General features: G+C 45.1%; 9 protein-coding genes and 1 pseudogene. 2 read left to right on the forward strand and 8 right to left on the reverse strand.

Going from position 1 to position 18,951, the window contains the following annotated elements:
* Nucleotides 1-10: 10 nt before the first annotated feature.
* On the reverse strand, nucleotides 11-1,984 hold the full coding sequence (locus tag IQ270_RS06820) for a PP2C family protein-serine/threonine phosphatase (protein ID WP_193972487.1): 1,974 nt from the start codon (nucleotides 1,982-1,984) through the stop codon (nucleotides 11-13).
* A 610-nt stretch (nucleotides 1,985-2,594) separates the two neighbouring features.
* Here IQ270_RS06820 and IQ270_RS06825 point away from each other — a divergent pair.
* On the forward strand, nucleotides 2,595-3,158 hold the full coding sequence (locus IQ270_RS06825; RefSeq protein WP_193972488.1) for a hypothetical protein: 564 nt from the start codon (nucleotides 2,595-2,597) through the stop codon (nucleotides 3,156-3,158).
* A gap of 193 nt (nucleotides 3,159-3,351) precedes the next feature.
* Here the strand turns inward: IQ270_RS06825 and IQ270_RS06830 are convergent.
* Together IQ270_RS06830 and mnmA are read right to left on the reverse strand one after the other, a co-directional pair.
* Nucleotides 3,352-4,624: pseudogene (locus tag IQ270_RS06830) on the reverse strand (RNA-guided endonuclease InsQ/TnpB family protein).
* 566 nt (nucleotides 4,625-5,190) lie between these two features.
* Nucleotides 5,191-6,267, reverse strand: a complete 1,077-nt coding sequence (mnmA, locus tag IQ270_RS06835) for a tRNA 2-thiouridine(34) synthase MnmA (RefSeq protein WP_193972489.1) — start codon at nucleotides 6,265-6,267, stop codon at nucleotides 5,191-5,193.
* 187 nt (nucleotides 6,268-6,454) lie between these two features.
* On the opposite strand from mnmA, the gene IQ270_RS06840 reads away from it, so the two are divergent.
* Entirely contained in the window at nucleotides 6,455-8,089 is a 1,635-nt protein-coding gene (locus IQ270_RS06840) for an NAD(P)H-hydrate dehydratase (RefSeq protein WP_193972506.1), read from the forward strand.
* Between the two features lie 166 nt (nucleotides 8,090-8,255).
* Here IQ270_RS06840 and IQ270_RS06845 read toward each other — a convergent pair whose 3' ends face one another.
* The 5 genes from IQ270_RS06845 to IQ270_RS06865 form a co-directional block, all read right to left on the reverse strand.
* Complete coding sequence (locus IQ270_RS06845) at nucleotides 8,256-14,207, reverse strand: AAA family ATPase (protein ID WP_193972490.1); 5,952 nt, start codon at nucleotides 14,205-14,207, stop codon at nucleotides 8,256-8,258.
* Between the two features lie 255 nt (nucleotides 14,208-14,462).
* Complete coding sequence (locus IQ270_RS06850) at nucleotides 14,463-14,936, reverse strand: TerB family tellurite resistance protein (protein WP_193972491.1); 474 nt, start codon at nucleotides 14,934-14,936, stop codon at nucleotides 14,463-14,465.
* 153 nt (nucleotides 14,937-15,089) lie between these two features.
* Nucleotides 15,090-17,039 carry a M61 family metallopeptidase gene (locus IQ270_RS06855; RefSeq protein ID WP_193972492.1) on the reverse strand — a complete coding sequence of 650 codons (1,950 nt, stop codon included), beginning with the start codon at nucleotides 17,037-17,039 and terminating at the stop codon, nucleotides 15,090-15,092.
* On the reverse strand, nucleotides 17,036-17,716 hold the full coding sequence (locus IQ270_RS06860) for a Crp/Fnr family transcriptional regulator (RefSeq protein WP_193972493.1): 681 nt from the start codon (nucleotides 17,714-17,716) through the stop codon (nucleotides 17,036-17,038). Before IQ270_RS06860 ends, IQ270_RS06855 begins: the two co-directional genes overlap by 4 nt.
* A gap of 231 nt (nucleotides 17,717-17,947) precedes the next feature.
* Complete coding sequence (locus tag IQ270_RS06865) at nucleotides 17,948-18,796, reverse strand: 3'(2'),5'-bisphosphate nucleotidase CysQ (protein WP_193972494.1); 849 nt, start codon at nucleotides 18,794-18,796, stop codon at nucleotides 17,948-17,950.
* Nucleotides 18,797-18,951 lie beyond the last annotated feature (155 nt).

Below are 18,951 nucleotides of genomic sequence, written 5' to 3' on the forward strand. Positions count from 1 at the left end.
TCCCAATTACTTATTTTTGTTTTAGTACCAGCAATGTGATGTCATCAAAAACTTTTTGTTTGCCGATGTGCGATCGCACGTCCTTGATTACAGCCTGCCTGATTTCACTAGCGGTTTCTCGCCAATTAATCTGTATTACCTCAATTAACCGCTCTAAACCGTAAAGCACTTTATCCATATTTTCAGATTCCGTAATCCCATCAGTGTACAGCACTACCACATCTCCTGAATACAGATGCACAACGGTTTCAGCAACAAATTCAGCAATATCTGCATCCAGCCCGATCGGGAAACCCAAATCGATCGTATCAAACCGCTCAACAGCACCGTTACACCGCACTAAAATCATTTCTTCGTGCTGTCCGCTCAACTTCAGTATCCCATTCTGATAGTCTAGCAAAGCAAGGCTAGCATTTTTATCGCACTTCATCCGCTGTACATTATCATAAATTGCACTGTTAATAGCAGTTAAAAATCTCACCGGATCGGGTTCGTTGTAGGCGAGTAAAGTTCGGACTGCCGTTTGAACCATAATCATTAAAACCCCGCTCTCCAATCCGTGTCCCGTGACATCGCCAATGCCAATTTTAACTCTACCTTCATGCTGGAGCACATCGTAATAGTCGCCGCCTACTTCCTCAGCAGCTTCCATAAATCCCGCAATATCCAAGCCGATAACTTCCTTCAGTTCTAAATCTTTCGGCAGCAGCATTTGCTGAATCTTGCGAGTGACATCGAGTTCGGCGCTCATCCGCATATTTTCAGCTTTTAGGCGATCGTTGAGAACAGTAATTTCTTGGTTAGCATGAATTAAAGCGTCAGCAATTTTGTTAAACGAACCCACTACTTGACCTAGTTCATCTCTATTATCCAAACTAATTTTGTGGTTAAAATTGCCGCTAGCCATCTTTTTTGAAGCTTCGTCCAGCACAAATACAGTTTGCATAACAGCCGTGTAAAAAGATACAAATAAATAAATTACTATCGCTAAAATAATCGACACGAAAATAGCAATTACGCGTTTTTTTGCAACAAAGCTATAAATCCGCTTTTGCACTAAAAAATCTAATTGATCGACACTTTTGTCCCACAGTTGAAAACTCGAAGTCAGAACTCGATCGCTGCCATCTAAATAGGCCGGATATTCGACCACCGCTGTAGGATAAATCAGTTTATCTAGTTGCCCAGTTAGCTGTTCTACTGCCGAGTTAAAATTTCTCAAAGGCTCGCTTAATTTCGGCCGCAAATTCCCATGAGGATTATTGCTAAATCCTACCTCCATATTGATTGCTAAATCCTGATTGAGTTCTCTCAATTTGCCCGCCAAAGTAATGATTTGCGCTCTTTCAGCAGGTGTGGCATAGGAACGCGCGCTTCTTGTTTGAGAAATCAGCCTAATCTCTGACAATATTTTTTGCATTTCGGGAAGTTTCAGCAAAGTAGCATCCATCAAATAATAGGTATCTAAATCTGGGTCTAATATTAGATTGGAAGTATCGCCGACGCGCAGGCTCAATTTATTAATGTCGGCAGCTAAACGTTGATATACAAAATCGTAAGTTTCTATGCTCCACTGTCTGCGGCGCAGTTTAAAATTTTGCCAGTCTTGATAAATTTTATCAAACTTTTTGCTGACCATTAAAGTGGTGCTTAATTGGAGGTCGATATTTGCTAGAGATTGAAAACTTGACTCTATCTTAGCTTCTAAAACTTTCCTGGGATCGGAATTGCTTAAATTGGGATTTAAATCATGATTGTTTAACAGTTGAAGTTTCGGTATGTATTCCCTCAACTGTCGCAGCGGGCGCAGATATTGATTGCCGTAGATTTCTTTTTGGGCAAAATCTACCCTGCTGTTAATTTCGGAAATTAGCAGGTACATGACCAAGGTTAAGGGCATGGCAAAGAGAAAACCGATTAAGGTGAATTTTTGAGGATAGCTCAGCCGATTCATTAAATGGATTCCGAGGGATTTTTTGTTCATAATTAATTCATTTCAACAATATTGTACTAAAAAAGTAGCGATCGCTTCTTTTTTTGCTCCCTCCCAAAAACGGATATAGGTTGCCGCAGGGCCCTCGTGGAGAGTTCAAAAGCTTAGACTCGGGTGCTTGCTCCCAGATTCATCTTTGGGGTAAATCTAAAATCTCAAATTGATGCTTCGATCGCACTTTCAAACCAGAGCGCTACAATTAATCAGCGGTAACTCAGTTAATTGGAAATGCCTTCGGATTCTGTTGTAACAGATTGTGGGGCATCCGTTGAATATCGGGCAGCATCTGGGGCGCCGCAAAAAGTGTTTTTCTCGCTTGGCGATGGCGCAAGAGCTCGCAAGTTATAAAACTCGCTTTTCGTGGAGGCACGCTCAAACGGATTCCTCAGAGGCTCCCGAATATCGCTAGCTCAGCTCGCCTCCCTGAGTTTGAAACACTTTTAGCAGTGTTGGCACGACAGATATAGTCATTTATACTGAGATTCTCGATCGCAATCCGATTGTTTTCAGAATATTTACTTAGCCCTAATTTTTTTTCAATACCAGTAAACTAAAAGTAAAAAGAGCGATCGCGCATTGTGTAAAGTGAGGCAGAGGGCGTATGATGAAACGAATCTCCGAAAACAACTCTCAAAACAATCACAACCGAGCTCGAAAGCAGCCGCATCTTTTCATCTTGGCTTTAGTGCTGACAGGAATGCTGGCTGGGGAAATGTATCCAGCCTTCGTGCAGACTGCGGAGGCTAACGCCGGTGTTCTCAAAGATTCCCTCGCTTGGTGGGAAAGTCAACAGCAGTCAACGGCGGTGTCTCAAAAAATTAGCTATTCTGGATTGGCACTCAATACTGCAATTTCCTCTGCGGGGAATTTGGCAGAGAGTACGCGCCAAAATCCCCCGAACCAATTCCCTGCAACCGTAGCAGCAGCGGTTATCAAAGATTTGTCGCGCCAAACTCGGATTGCTGCTGACAAGTTGAAAGTAACTGAATCGAGCCGCCAAAGTTGGCCGAATAGTTGTTTGGGGCTGGCGAAAGCCGATGAAATTTGCGGTCAAATGATTGTGGAAGGTTGGCGGGTTGCGGTTTCTGACGGCCGCCAAACTTGGGTTTACCGCAGCAATGCTAGGGGAAATGTGTTGCGCTTGGAAAAGAAAGTTAGTCATTAGTCATTAGTCATCGGTCATTAGTTTTTAGCTGCTGCGGTATCGTAACTGCTGTGTCGTTACCAAAAACTAATAGACATCTTCTAAAAAGCAGGTTTTGAACAGGCCCGATGCCTGTTCCACAATCATTATGGGAGATGTCCGACTTCTAACTAAGAATCGAAAACTTAATAACTTATAGCTGGTAAAAGTATAGTCATTTATAGACATGAGAGGCTTCGAGTCCCTCCCCCTTCGCTTTTACTTTGAGCGGATTAACCCGCCTCGGCCCAAGTACGCAGCTCTCTATCAAGAGTGCTAAAAGCATTTGGGATTGCTTTTCTGAGGATGTTATAAGAACCATTAACATCGGAATTAATTAATTGACCGATTGATGTTCTGTACAATCCTCTTTTGATTCGCCTGCCACTAAATATGACATTCGACGCATCAATATGTCCGTAAACAGGAATTGGATCTAGGTTCAAAAAGCTCGACTTAGAGGTGTAAGACTCTTCTTGAACTATCACTTTAATTGCCACCAATCGAGTTTTGTATTCCAACATCTCAATTAGTCTAGCGTGAGGAATATTGACAAAGTTTTGATTAGTGCGTTTGGAAAAGTCAATTCCGGTTTTCCACTGTGCATTTTTGCCAATTACTAGCGTCCCAATTTGATGCGCCGTCAAAATATCGACGATTAATCGGCTGGTGTGATGCAAGTAATTATCTACTTTTTGGTGGCGACACCGGGTCAAGCGTTGAATCCGTGATGATGTCTGGCTATTTCCTTTTAATTGAGACTGCAATTGGGCCTTACGTTTGTTGTAGAACTGGTTAATTGACTTTAATGGTCGCCCGTTAACCAAAAGAGGGATAAATCCCGGTTGATTTGAAGTTAGCGCCGCTAAATTGTCCAGTCCCAAATCAATACTAGCTACGAAGTTGTTACGGATAGCGGTGGACTCCGGTTCATCGTAAATGACCTCAATTACATAAGCATCGCATTTGGGAACCAATCTAACTTGACAAATTCGTTCGGGATTTACTTTGGTTTTGATTAAAATCTCAGTACCTGACAGTTTAATAATTCCACTTTTCAACTGCCTGCGGCTAATCGCTTGCATTGTATAAACCAGGATGTTTCGACCTTTTACTTTATCTTTGTACTTAGGTAGTTTTGGACGACCCGTAAATTTAGAGGCATCTTTTTTGTAAGCTTTGAGAGCTTCAAAAAATGATTTCCAGTTTTTATCTAACAACATCAAGATTTGCTGGCTTACTTTGGCGGGCATTGCCTTGTAAGCTTCGTGAGATTTCATCAAACGATTCATTTCGTTGTAATTGATGTAGCCCCATCCATACACAAAGCTTTGACGGATGACATAATTGGCTGCATTGTAAAGATGCTTCGATTTGAAAGCTAGTTCGTCAATCTGAGCAAAACGGTATTCGGTAGATTTGATGATGTGACGTTCTGTTAGCTGCATTCTGAACCTCCTTCTTTCAGCTCGGCGATTGTGGGGAGTAGTCAACTATAATTAAACCACTTTCTGTCTGTCATGCCGGATGTGGCAATGCCAGAAGGCTTGGACGCCTCCCCATGCGGTTGTCTAACTTATTATTGTTTTAGCGTAGTTTGATAGTTTTATTTTTAACATCCTGATTACATGATACCACAATCGCTTATCCCTGCTTACAAACTGAATGAAGTTTTATAATACCAATTTCATCAAGTTATGCTACTATCGAAAGTTTGACTCCCCCCCGAAATCGCGGGGGGGTAGATATGTAGCGCTATTTTATGAATTTGGTATTAAATACCTCCTACAGTCTTCTCTCCTGTAAGTTGCAAGAAAGAAGGAGGCAGAGCCTCGCCTATCTGCATTACCAGGCTCTGCCTGGTAACGAGCAAAATAAGCTTTGAAACCATCAAAAGTCAATCACTTTCCTAGATTCCTGACTATTCCTACCTCCTCTAATTCTGACTTCTGACTCCTGACTCCTGACTCAAGGCCTTAACGAAAAGACTTTTTCAACAAGCCCTAACTAATGACTATTTTTCGATGATGCCGCCGCCTAAGAGCACGTCTTTGTCATACCAAACAGCGGCTTGTCCGGGGGTAATGCTCAACTGCGGTTCGTCAAAAATCACTTTGACTCTTGTACCGCCGGCTTTTGCTTCGGTTTGGGAAGTTTCTACAGGAATAATTGTAGCGGGGACAGGGTACGATCGATAGCGAATTTGTACCGAAGCCCGAATCGGAGCAGTCGGTGCGGCTACAGAAACCCAATTTACTTTCTGGACGCTACACTCAGATTCTACTGCCAACTGGCGATCGCCCACAATTACCCGATTGCCAGGAGCATCGAGTTCAATCACATAAAGCGGTGCCGGTGCACCAATGCCGAGGCCTTTCCGCTGGCCGATGGTGTAGTGATGCACCCCGTCGTGCTGTCCGAGCACCCGACCTGACTTGTCAACAATGTCACCTTTTTGCGGCGCAATGTATTTGTCCAGAAAAGCCCGCATCGAGCCGTTACTTTCCACCAAGCACAAATCCTGACTTTCCGGCTTTTCCGCAGTGCTCAAGCCAAATTTCGCCGCAATTGAGCGAGTTTCTGTCTTGGTAATTTCCCCCAAAGGAAACTGCGTACCGGCAAGTAAATCTTGTGTTAAATCGTACAAAAAATAAGACTGGTCTTTGGCAGGGTCGATCGCCCGCAGCAACTGATAGCGCCCCGTATCGCTATCATAAGCAATACGGGCGTAGTGTCCTGTGGCAATCTTTTCTATTCCGAGTTCTTCGCGAGCATAGCGCAGCATCGGCCCAAACTTCACAGTTTTATTGCACTGCGAACAAGGCAGAGGCGTAATTCCGGCGCTGTAACCCTCCACTAGATAATCGACAATACTTGCTTGAAAGACCTCGCGGCTGTCCACAATGTGGTGGGGAACGCCCAAATCTTCGCAAATTTTAGCGGCATCGACCATTCCCTCAGAGCAGCACTGACCTTTGCCTTTCATCAGCCACAGCGTTAAACCCACCACTTCATATCCTTGATGGTGTAAAATTGCGGCGGCTGCGGAACTATCGACCCCGCCGGAGAGGCCTACAACAATTTTGTTCATGATTCGGAGAGAAATTGCTATTGTTAATCTTACTTTGTTCGATCGAGCTAATTAGACATTTCCCATAATTCTCGCTTCGCCAGCAAGCCTGCTCGCTTACAGGCTTGTGAGGATGCGTCTATTCATTGTACCACAAAAATACTACAACCTGCGACTGCTGCTGTTAGCTGAAATTTTAGCACTAATTATGACTGTTCAAAAATTTGTTGTCACCGCCGACCAAATGCGGCAAATAGAAACCAGAATCTTTGCAGCGGGAATGCCCGTAGCAGCTTTAATGGAAAAAGTCGCGCTGCTGATTGTTAAACGCATTCAGCAGCTTTTGAAGTCAGAAGTCAGAAGTCAGAAGACAGAAAAAAAAAGGCAGAGTTCAGAAAAGGAAGATATTGTTAATTCTCAATTGCCAGTTATCGGGGTGTTGGTTGGGCCGGGACACAACGGGGGCGATGCTTTGGTTGTGGCCCGCGAACTGCACTTTCTAGGGTTCCAGATAGTTATTTACTGTCCGTTTTCTAAACAGAAAGAACTCACCCAAAATCACGCTGCTTACGCGCGTTCTTTAAATATTCCATTTGTTGAAAAAGTTGCCAGACTGACGAATTGCGATTTGCTCGTAGATGGTTTGTTTGGGTTTGGATTAGTACGAGAAATTACTAACCCCACAGCCGCCGCAATTGACGAAATAAATAATTTAAATATACCGATTTTTAGTATTGACATTCCTTCGGGAATTCATACAGATACAGGAGCAGTTTTGGGGACGGCAATCCGGGCAAAACATACATTGTGTTTGGGTTTGTGGAAAATGGCATTTCTGCAAGACCGAGCATTAGAATATATCGGTACGTCGGAATTAATTGATTTTGATATTCCAGCAGCAGATATTGCAGCGATATTGGGCGATTTCCCAGCAATACAACGCATTACCAAACAATCTGCGATCGAGCATTTGCCTTTGCCCCGATCGCTAATTTCGCACAAATACACCAACGGTAACTTACTAATTATTGCAGGTTCTCGCCGCTACAGCGGAGCCGCAATTTTGGCAGCATTGGGAGCAAGAGCAAGCGGTGTGGGAATGCTGTCAATTGCCGTTCCTGAGTCGATCAAACCGATGTTGGGCAGTCATTTGCCAGAGGCTTTAGTTATCGGATGTCCCGAAACCCAAAGCGGTGCAATTAAGGAGTTGCCGGTAGCAATTGATTTGAGGGGTTACGATGCGATCGCGGCAGGGCCAGGTCTGACATTGGAAGCCGCCATAGCTGTAGAATCTTTACTGGAGTGCGATCGACCTTTGGTTTTAGATGCCGACGGTTTAAATATCCTCGCTCAACTCGGTACAGTCCCGATTTTGGCGGAACGCCGAGCACTGACAATTATTACCCCTCATCCGGGCGAATTCAAGCGTTTGTTTCCGGAATTAGCAGGCTTTGCGGGCGGCGATCGAATTGCCGCAACTCAAGCAGCAGCTCAGCTTTGCGGTGCAGCAGTATTGCTCAAAGGAGCCAGGGTTTGCATAAGTTGGCAGGATGAGGGCGATGCTACCATCACCTACCTCAATCCCGAAAGCACCCCAGCCCTCGCCAGAGGCGGCAGCGGCGACGTTCTGACAGGCTTGTTGGGGGGACTGTTAGCCAGCGCGTTAGCGAAGCCCTCGAAGAGGATCGCCCGCAATTCTCCCCCGCAATCAGTTGCAGCAACAGCAGTTTGGTGGCACGCTCGATCCGGAATCGCCGCAGCAAAAGAACGGACGGAATTAGGAGTAGATGCCTTTACTTTGACACAGTATTTAATTCCAACATTGCGAGAATTTTGTGAGTAAACAATCTACAGTATCTTCTAGGGCGTTCACCGCGCACATCATATCAATTCCGGTTGCACTCCTGGGGAATTGTTGACTGTTGGCTGTTGATTGTTGACTGTTGAGCGGAGCGAAGCGGCCAAACAGGGCATACTTCACAACGCGATCGAACCGCTATATTTGCTCGCTAATTCTCATTGATAAAAATGCTGTACACCGGAATGGCGATCGCAAATTCTGTTCCCCTTCCCGGCAATGAAAGACATTCTAAACTTCCCCCGTGTTTTTTGGTGACTATATCGTGGCAAATTGGCAGTCCCAATCCGGTTCCTTTGCCTTCTGCTTTCGTCGTAAAAAATGGCGAAAACAATTTTTCTTTGATATGTTTTGACATTCCGATTCCATTGTCAGCTATCAGAATTTTTACTAGACGATTTGTCAGTTTTCCACTGCTGGTGGCAACAGAGGTGGAAATTGTAATCGCATTGGGGTTACTTTCTATCTGTTTGTAGGTTTTACCAAAATTAGATTCTTCCAAAGCATCGATCGCGTTAGCTATCAAATTCATAAATACCTGATTCAGTTGCCCCGGATAGCATTCTACTTTAGGCAATTCCCCGTAATTTTTGATGACTTTAATCGCCGGTCGATCGCTCGACGCTTTCAGTCGGTGCGATAAAATCATTAATGTGGTATCAATTCCTTCGTGAATATTTACTGGTTTTTTCTCAATCCCGTCGGTTCGCGAGTAATTTCGCAAAGATTGCATGATGTCGTGGATGCGATCCGTTCCCAATCTCATCGAGTCAATCAGCTTCGGCAAATCTTCTACTAAATATTCTAATTCAATCGCTTCTATTTCATCTAAAACTTGTGGCCCGGGTTCGGGAAAGTTGTCTTGATAAACCTGAACTAAATTTATCAAGTCGCTAATATAGTCTTTGGCATGATGCAAGTTACCAGAAATAAAGCTGACGGGATTGTTCACTTCGTGGGCTACTCCTGCTACCAGTTGTCCGAGTTGCGAGATTTTTTCTGTTTGAACTAATTGCGCTTGAGTTTGTTGGAGTTGAACGAGTATTGCTTCTAAATCTTCAGCTTTTTCTCTCAATTGAACTTCTGATGTTTGCAGGGCAGTTTCGGCGCGCTTGCGATCGCTAATATCGCGATTAATTACCAGGGCGTGGGGTTGGCCACCATACTCGAAAAAGTTTGATTTTATCTCAAGATCGCACAGCGTACCGTCTTTTCTCTGTATGACAGCTTGACAGTTAAATTCTTCGCCTCTGCTGACAGTTTGTTGGAACTCGGCGAATACAGGCAGATACTCTGGCATAATATAGTCGGGCGGATTTAACTGCAAAAACTCTTCCTGAGAATAGCCAAAAATTTGAGAGACTGCGGGGTTAGCTGCGACGACTTTACCCGTCTGCAAATCTACCAGCGAAAGTCCGTCTGCTACTGTCTCAAATATGCTGCGGTACTCGTATTCTTTTTGGATAAGTTCGAGTTGGAACTGTTGCAGGGTTTTGAGAGATTCAGCCAACTCGCGGGATTTCTGTTTTTCCTGGGCGTAGAGACGGGCGTTTTCAATGGCGATCGCCGCTTGTGCCGTTAATAGCTGCAACAGTTCCAGGCGATCGCGCGTAAATGCTCCTGTTGCCCGATTATTCTCTAAATACACAATCCCAATCAACTTGGTTTGATACAAAATTGGCGCGCATAAAATTGATTTTGGTTGGCAATTTTGAAGGTAAACATCTGATTTGTAAATAGTTTCCTTAGCAGCATCGCTCAACACCAGCGGTTGCTGAGTTATCCCAACGTACTTGACTATAGAAATAGGAATATCTGAACTATTTTCCAGAAGCATTGACTCTGGCAATATTGCTGAGTCGCGGTCGATAGTATCGGACAGTTCAACAAACAGTTGCCCGTCTCGTTCTAAAATAATGCAGCCTTTCTCTGCGCCAGCATTTTCTAAGATAATGTACAGCAGTTTTTTTAACAAATTTTCTAAAACAATTTCACTATAAATTGCCCCAGATGCTTTGATTACAGTTGCTAAATCCAAGATATTAGCATGACTAGATGTACTCGCAGTTACGGTTGCAGCAATCCGCAAATCTACAGATTCAGGAAATAAATTGCCATAGTATTGTTCGAGTTGGCGGACTTTCGCTGTTGCGCCCCACTGGAGATAGCAAACTCTGGCATTGCTGAAGTAATTCTTGACAAAAATTAGCCGATTTTGGGATAAATAAAATCTGCCAGCTAATTCGTTAACCAGCGCGGCATCTTGAATGAAGCCGTTTTCCATCGCCAGGGCGATCGCACAATCGTAGCATTCTGACGCTTCATAGTTTTGTGCCGACAACCGCGCCGCTTCCGCCCGGATGGCTAAATATTTGTGCTGATAATTTGCAGGGCAGTTTTTCGCAAACTCTCGAAGTTCTTCCAGGCAAATGTTAAACTGTTCTAGGTATAGTTGGCGATCGTCCTCGCTGGCATTTGTACAAGCAGCAGCAAGGGCTACAGCCCGGTGGAAGCGAAAAACCGGACCCAGAAAAGTCCCGCCAACAGCAGCCAAAAATTTAACACCTATATTGGCATATTCTAATGCCCGATCGACCTCGCCAAACCAATTAGCCGCCGTTAGCTTGTAGAGATAAACCATAAAAGCAGTGGTGAAATCTGCCGAGGCTTCAGCAAATTCTAACAGCGATTGTTCGTCGATGAAATTTGGCGGATTTTCTGGACTTTCGGCAGGACAAGTAAGTCGATAAATAGCCGATTTATTTAGCAAAAAATATGCTAGCATATTCCGGTCTATTTTTTCCAAAACCGAAATAAATTCCTCGACAACTGCGACGGTTTTTAGCAGCGATTCATTCCCGAAAAAGCTCAGCCAAAGACAATTAACCGCAGCATATCCCGACCACTGATAAGCACCTGTCTGCAAACCGCTATTAAAAGCTTTGATGATAAAAATCTTGCACTCATCAATATATTTAATGTGGTGCAAAGTAAAAGCCCCCCACATCTGCAAAATATAAGCGCCTAACTCTTTAGCATCCCAGCGTTCGTACAAATCGAGAGACAGTTCTCCTGCTGCACGACTATCCTCAACTTCGCCATATTTAACAATCAAAGTAAAGGCATACAAAATGTAGCCAAAGGCGGAAATCCGGCAGTTGCCATGTTCGACTGTCGCCTGCACCAACTTCATCGCGCACAAGAAGTGAGCGTTGGAATTTGTCAAAAAAGCGATCGGGAAAATTTCTTTCAAAATCCGGTGTGCGAAGAGTTGCAGCGGATCGGTGAGTGTCGGTAAATTGGCTAAATCTGCGATCGACGGGCCAATCATCCTCTTCGTCTCGGCTAATTCCCTGGCTAAAAAATCATCATCCGGGTACGCTTCAAACTCAATACCCAAAGAACTTAAGGTTTCGATACCCAACTGATAAGCAGCAGGTAAATCATTTTTCATCCGCAGACAAATCATTTTCAATTCATTAATCTTACACCGTTCTAACAATGTCCTAGTTCGGGGTAAAATCCCATCTAGAATTTCCAAACCTTCATCATTTTTGCCGTTCAAATATTCCGCTTCGCCGAGTTCAAAATACAGCCCCAAAGTTAACTCATAATTATCTTCCCAGCTTTGGGTCGGCAAAATGTTGCAGCCACACTGAAAAAAAGTCAACGCAGTTTCAAACGCAGAAGCAGCTTTCGCAGTTTTGCCAGCCTGCAAGTTTAACTGGGCTAATTCATATTGTTGACTCAACTCGCAAATTAACCCGCAACCAAAATTCAAATGATTTACAATATCAAAAATTCGCTCTTGCCGTTGGGCTTCGCTGCTCGATAGTAATAACAAACGCCCGATCTTCAAATGCACCGGTGCTTTATCTTCGTCAGAAATCATGGCATAAGCAGCTTGCTGAACGCGATCGTGCATAAACTTGTAGCGCACCTTTCCGGGCGTTTGGCCCAATTTATTCAACTCTTGGGCCTCAAATACTTGCGGTATCCGATAGCTATTGTCTACAGGTAAAATCAACCCCACCTGCAACGCTTCCCACAAATCCTGCGCTGTTTCCGTCCAAGATTGTCCGCTAGCCACCGACAGCACATCCAAACTAAACTGATTGTCGATACAAGCAGCTAATTGCAAAATGCGCTGGGTTGCAGTTGACAAAGTTTGAATCTTTTCCACCATCAAATCAACAACGTTTTCCGAAATATCCTGGCGTTCAATATATTTAATATCCCACTGCCACTCAGCAGCCTGCGGGTCAAATCTCAACCAGCTTTTGTGGTGAAAATACTTCAGCATTTGTTTGAAAAAAAATGGATTGCTGTCAGTTTTTTTCACGAGCAAATTTGCCAGGGGTAGTGCTTTTTCAGCAGCACAGTTCAAAGTTTCAGCCACTAATTGAGTAGCGAGGTTAATTGCTAACGGTTCTAAAGTAATAGCTGTCATCGGAACTCCCGCTGCCCGAATTGCCTCGTTGGCCAGCATAAATGGATGTGTGGGGCTGACTTCGTTATCCCGATAAGCAACAATCACCAGTAAGTAAGGGATTTTTTGGAGGCAATTTTGTTCGTACATTTTGACTGTTGCAGCATCTATCCACTGGCAGTCATCGAGAAACATTACTAAGGGATGTTCGGCTGTGGCAATTGCTTGGAGGAACTGCTGCATCACTCGGTTGTAGCGGTTTTGAGATTCTATGGGACTGAGTTCTGGTACGTCTGGTTGCGGGCCTAAAATTAACTCTAATTCGGGGATGGCTTCGATCGCAATTCGAGCATTAACATCCAAGACACCCAGCAATTTTTCCCGCCACAACTCAATCTGAGCTTGGCTTTCGGTCAATATTTGCTGCACCAAACTCCGCATGGCTTGATTGAAACAAGCATAGGGAACATTGCGCTTAAATTGGTCAAATTTGCCCGAAACTAAGTAGCCGCGCTGCTTGGTTAAGTTGCGGAGAATTTCGTGTACTAATGCTGATTTGCCAATACCGGAATAGCCACCGACTAATACTATTTCGCCTCTGCCTTTGCTGACTCGTTGGAAGCTTTGCAATAATTGTAATATTTGTGGTTCTCGCCCGTAAAGTTTTTGCGGAATTAACAACTGACTCATCGCGTCCAGTTGTCCGAGAATAAAGTGAGAAATTGTACCTTGGCTCAAATTTTGGTTTTGGCAGTTTTCTAAATCTGCTAGCAGCCCCGCGGCGCTTTGATACCTATCTTCGGCATTTTTTGCCATGAGTTTTTCGGCAATTTCTGCTAAAACTTGGGGCGTTTGCGGGTTAAATTGTTGAATAGGAATTGGTTGTTTGGCAATGTGACAGTGGACTAATTCCAGCGGATCGCTGCTGTCAAATGGCAATTTTCCTGTCAGCAATTCGTAAAAGGTGACACCTAGAGAGTAGAAGTCGCTGCGGTAGTCTACCCCGCGATTCATCCGCCCGGTTTGTTCCGGTGACATATAGGCGAGAGTTCCTTCTAGGCGATCGGGATTTTTTAATTGCGGGGTTTCTTTATTCAACCGCGAAGCAATGCTGAAATCAGCGATTTTTACTTTATTTGTTTCGGAATTTATGATAACATTGGCTGGCTTGATATCTTTATGAATAATTTTGTTTTGATGCAGGAATACTAAACCTTTTGCTAATTGGATGGCGATGTTTAAGAATTGGTCGATCGGCAATTGGTAAGGCGCGGTTGCTGCTGCGGTAACAGTTGTGCGATCGGCTGCGCTTTGGCCGCACTCTGGCGGTTGAGTTTCCAACACCGGATCAATGCTGCTTGTAGCATTCTGGGCCTTTGCCATCCACTGTTTGAGGGAAATGCCTCCAAAATCTTCTAAGACTAATACCAAGCAATTCGGGTGAGTTTCTAGGCGATCGACTTTGACAGCGTGTTCGCCATCAAGATACGCGGCGATCTGATATTCGTGTTTTAAGCGAGTTATTTGTTCTAGAGTAGGATATTCTGTCTGTAAAACTTTGAGGATGGCAGGCTGTCGGTTTGTCAGCGATACCGCCCGATAAATAACCGTGTTAGTTCCCTGATGGATGACTTCTTGCAAGTCATAGCCAGAAATCCTTAAAGCTGGCAGCATAATTTTTGATTCCTGTCAGTATATTGGTTTCTAATTCTATAGTGCACCATCCTGAACAGAAACAACATAGAGAAATTACGCAGAGAAAAGCCTTAAAATAGTACCAGTTGAAACCAGGTTTATGCAAACAAAATCCTGCGCTCGCGGGTTGAACAAGACTAAACTGTTAAATTTACTACATTATTTGTTCAAACCCGCAGACAAGTAGACGCAATTTTGACGGCTGGCGCAGTTTCAACCGCCGACTGTTCTGTTCTAGCCTTGGATGAAATCTTCTAATTTCTGAGCCATATTCTCGACAATTCCCTCGGAAGTATCTGCCGCCGATACTTCGGCTTCAATACGCTTCACCGCATCCTCTGGAAGATTCAGCAACTGCACTAATTTTTGATAAGCTGCGGCTTCTTCAGCGTTAATTTTGGGTTCGTCGGGAGTGCGAGAACTAGAAGCAATGACTTGATAGCCGAGTTGCAATACTAATTCTTTTTCTGCTTGAGTTTCTAGTTGGTGAATCAACTCGTCAAGGGGGATATTTTGCATGATGTAATCCCGGAGTTCTTGTTGTATTTGTTCTCCTCCGGCACCGGCATCAAACAAACTGCAAAAGCGATCGAGCATTAAATTAACTTCTTCTGTCGCGAGTTCGCCGTCAGCCCAGGCCATTGAAGCAACTATTCTCAGCAGGTTCATTTGGCGGGGCGTAATTGATGGAGGTGGTGGGGTTTGCATAATTTTAATTGGTAATTTGTTATTAGTTAGTTGTTATTAGTTAGTTGTTAGTTGTTATTTGTTATTTGTTATTAGCTAATGGCAACGCCCAACTGCCAACTGCCAACTACTAACTGCCAACTGCCAAATAACAACTGACTACTAACCATGATGTCACAATTTTGATAGGGGAACACCCAGCCATCCAGTAAAGTTTTGTTTCTGAATTGGGCTGGGTCGATCGACTGGTACGATCGAGTAATGGCCCGGGCGCGGCTTGGCGAGAGTGACAGAACAAGTCCGCAGTTCGTCTTGGTGAAACACTGTCACCTCTAAGGTGTCACCAGGCTGGTAATCTTTTAGCCTTTCGCCGGCTTGTTCTGCGTTTGCTACCCTCCAACCGCCGATCGCCAGCAACTCGTCCCCAGCGTCAATTCCGGCCAACTGCGCCGGAGATTCTGCTTCCACAAATTTAATCATTTCCCGCCCGTTTTCCGTTCCCAAAATCCAACCGGTGCGAGGAATTTGGTTGGTTTCATCTACTGAAATTTGCAGCCCGAAAGGTTCGAGATATTTGTTGTAAGGCAGCTCTTCTGTGCCGTCTACATACCGCGCAAAAAAGTCGCTCAAATCCAGATCGGCGACCGACTCGATCGCCCTTTGCAACTGTTCGGGAGTAAAGCCGATTTCTGTCGGTCGCGAGGGAGTATTTAACCGTCCGTTGGATGTTGTCTGCCCCGGCTTGGCCTCTGTTTCCGACTTGAGGTCAAAATCGTCGTTTTCAGCAGAACCACCCTTCCCAAACTGCTGCCACATCAAACGCATCACATCGTCGAGCGATCGGGCGTTACCGTGTTTTGCTCGAATCAACAAATCGAGCAAAAACGAAACAAGTTCCCCTTTCAAATAATAAGAAACCTGCGAATTATCGCTATTAGCATCTCTGCGATAAAGTTTAATCCAAGCATCCCAGCTCGATTCGCTTGCCGGCTGCACCTTCCGCCCCGGAATCGTCTGCAATCGAGTGATTTCCTTCGATAAATTTTGGAAAAAACCTTTCACATTGTAGAGACCAGAACGAAAAGGAATCACCAAATCGTAATAACTCGTCGTGCCTTCAGAAAACCATAAAGAAGGAGTATAGTTTTCTTGTTCGTAGTCAAATACTTCGAGAGCTTTCGGTCTAATTCGCTTGACATTCCAGAGGTGAAAAAACTCGTGAGCCACCAATTGAATAAAGCGTTCGTACTTTTCCTTAGCCCGAAAACCAAAACGCGGATAGTTGAGAGTGCAGCTCTCCTTGTGTTCCAAGCCGCCAAAACCGGAGCCGGACAAATGCAGAAAAAACACATACCGTTCGTAAGGCAAACCGCCGAACATTTCGGCCTCAACTTCAATGACTTTCTTGATATCTTTGATCGCCCGATCCGGTTCTAAATTGCCTTTCCCCCAAACCACTAGCTGGTGGGGTTTTCCCATCACTTCAAAATCGTAAGCTTCGTGACAACCAATCTCAAAAGGACTATCGACAAGGGTATCAAAATCCACCGCAGCAAAAGTAAGATTCTGCCCGGAAACAAAAGGCAAAGTAGTCACTGTGCGCCATTTGGGTTCCGGCGGTACAACGGTCACGATGTAGGAGCTGCGCTCAAAACCTGGCAAGAAAAAGCACAGAGCTGCTGGATTGAAATAACCGTGACTTAAGTCTAAATGATTGGTTCGCACTGTTAGTTCGTTGGCAAAAATCTGGTAGCAAACCGTGATATCTGACACTGAATTTGTCTCGATTTGCCAGTGATTTTTGCTTTGCTTGCGCCAAGGTAAAAGTCGTGAAGCGCAGCTATCCCGTAGGGAATCGCCGGTTAGCGAAGACTCCGACGAGGATCTCGCTCGAAAATCTTGCAGGTGGCGGGCGTACTCTCGAATCAAGTAAGAACCGGGAGTCCAGACAGGCATTTTTAAATCCAGCAGCGGCTGCGACCAACCTTGCACGCGCAAAGTCACTTCAAACAGGTGGGATTCCGGATTGGGCATCGCCACCCAATATTGAATTGTCGGTGCTGTTGGCTGCGCGATCGCGTTGCCGGCAGCGGACGAAATATCCAAAGAAGTAACATCAGTCATTGACTTGCTAAATTAATCAAGTGTTTGAGGTTGATCAAATGAATAGTTTGGCGCTCTGGATCGATTTTGAGCCAGCCTTTACTATCGAGTTTTTCCATAATTTTGCTGGTTTCATCTAAGGTGATATCTGTCACATCAGCTAAGTCTTGATAAGGGATGTTAAAGATATCTTTGCCTTCAGCAGTGTTTTGACCGTAGTTTTCTGCCAGCTCGACTAAAGTATTTGCTAGTTTAACCGCTGGTTGGCGGTTGCTCAGTTGAGAGCGCTGATTGGTTTGGCGGAGCCGCCGCACCATCAGTTGCAGCATCCGGTGGTGCAATTGCGGATCTTTAAACAGGGTTTGGATAAATCGCTGGGCCGTGACGCTGATCAGCCGCACGGGCGATAGAGCAAGTACGTCATTCGATCGCGGAGATTCGTCAAGAATCGCCATTTCGCCGAAGAAAGCACCCCGTCCTAAAATAGCCATCGATACAGCTCGATCGTTTGACAAGCGCCGGACTTTGACCCAGCCGGACACCACAAAATAAATGGCGTTACCCCAAGAATCCTCCATCACTACAGCTCGGCCCGGGGGATACTCATGCTTGACGGCATTGGATAGCAGCCCTCCCAAGGTTTCTGGGTTGGCACCCTTAAATAGGGGGAACAGCTCACTGAAAGCTTCTGTCTTCATGCAAACTCGCGGAGGTGGGAAATATGATTGAGCGACAGCGAACAGCTAGGGAACGATCGCTGTTTGAGAAAACAAACAATCTGTTGCTGCTACATAAGATTGACACAAAGCGAACGAGACCTACATCTCAGACACAGGGGAAACTTGCTTCTGGCAGCTTATGCAATTGATGATAAGGGTACAGAGGCGCGCTTCACCTAAAATTGGCAGATTCTTTAATTTTAAACGGGTTTACAAAAGTGTGAGTGCCTTTTGCACTTTGCCCAACAGAGATTCTATGTAGTCGGGCCAGCCGATCGCGATCGACTGCGTGTGAGCCAGAGACTCCGGCTCGATCGCATCTTTCGTCCATCTCAGCGGTTGACCTTGCAAATCGCAACAAACCAATCCGGCGGCTTTTGCTAGAGCCAGGGGGCCGGCGGTATCCCACACTTTAACTCTGCCGTTGAAATACAGGTACAAACCGGCTCGACCTTGTATAACTTCCATCACTTTTAAGCCAAAGCTGCCGAGCGAGTAAAATTCAGCTCCCGGGATGCTTTGGGCGATCGCCCGGGCGTAGTTTTTCTGGTCTTTGTCTCCGAGAATAATTTTACAATTTTTCGCTGTCGGAGCCGGGGGCTGGCACGGGGCGATCGGCTGCGGCGCGGCGGCTGCGACACTTTGGAACAATCCCCAATCTTTGCCCCCAAAATACATTTTGTCAAAAGCCGGAGCATAGATCCAACCTGCCACCGGTTCGGCCTCAACCAGTAGCCCCACCATCACGGCGTAGTGCTGTTTTCCCTGAATAAATCCCTCCGTCCCGTCGATCGGATCGATGCACCACAGCCGCTGGTAATTGGCCGAGTAAGCTGCTCTGGAGGCGATGTTTTCCTCTGCGATCGTGCCGTCTTCAGGAAACAAAGCGTTAAATGCTGCCGATAGTTGTCCGTCTAAGTAGCGATCGATACTCGTCACGTAGTCGTCCGGGCCTTTCTGGCAAACTTCAAAAGGTTGCGCCGCCAGCTTGCAAGCTTCTTGACCGCACTCGCGCATAATGTAGCGAATTTTTTGGTCTTGTTCTGGAGAAATATACATGAGCTTAAAAATAAATGTTTTAGCTAACTTTCAGAATAAAAGCTTAGTTCATTTAAATCGATCGACCTATGTCACTGTTTTTTACTCGTACAGGATTTGAGCGCGGGTGTCCTTGAAACCCGGTTTGCACTCCGGTCGATCGGGCAGTTGCCCTA

Source organism: Microcoleus sp. LEGE 07076, from assembly GCF_015207455.1.
Taxonomy (GTDB): Bacteria; Cyanobacteriota; Cyanobacteriia; order Cyanobacteriales; family Microcoleaceae; genus Microcoleus.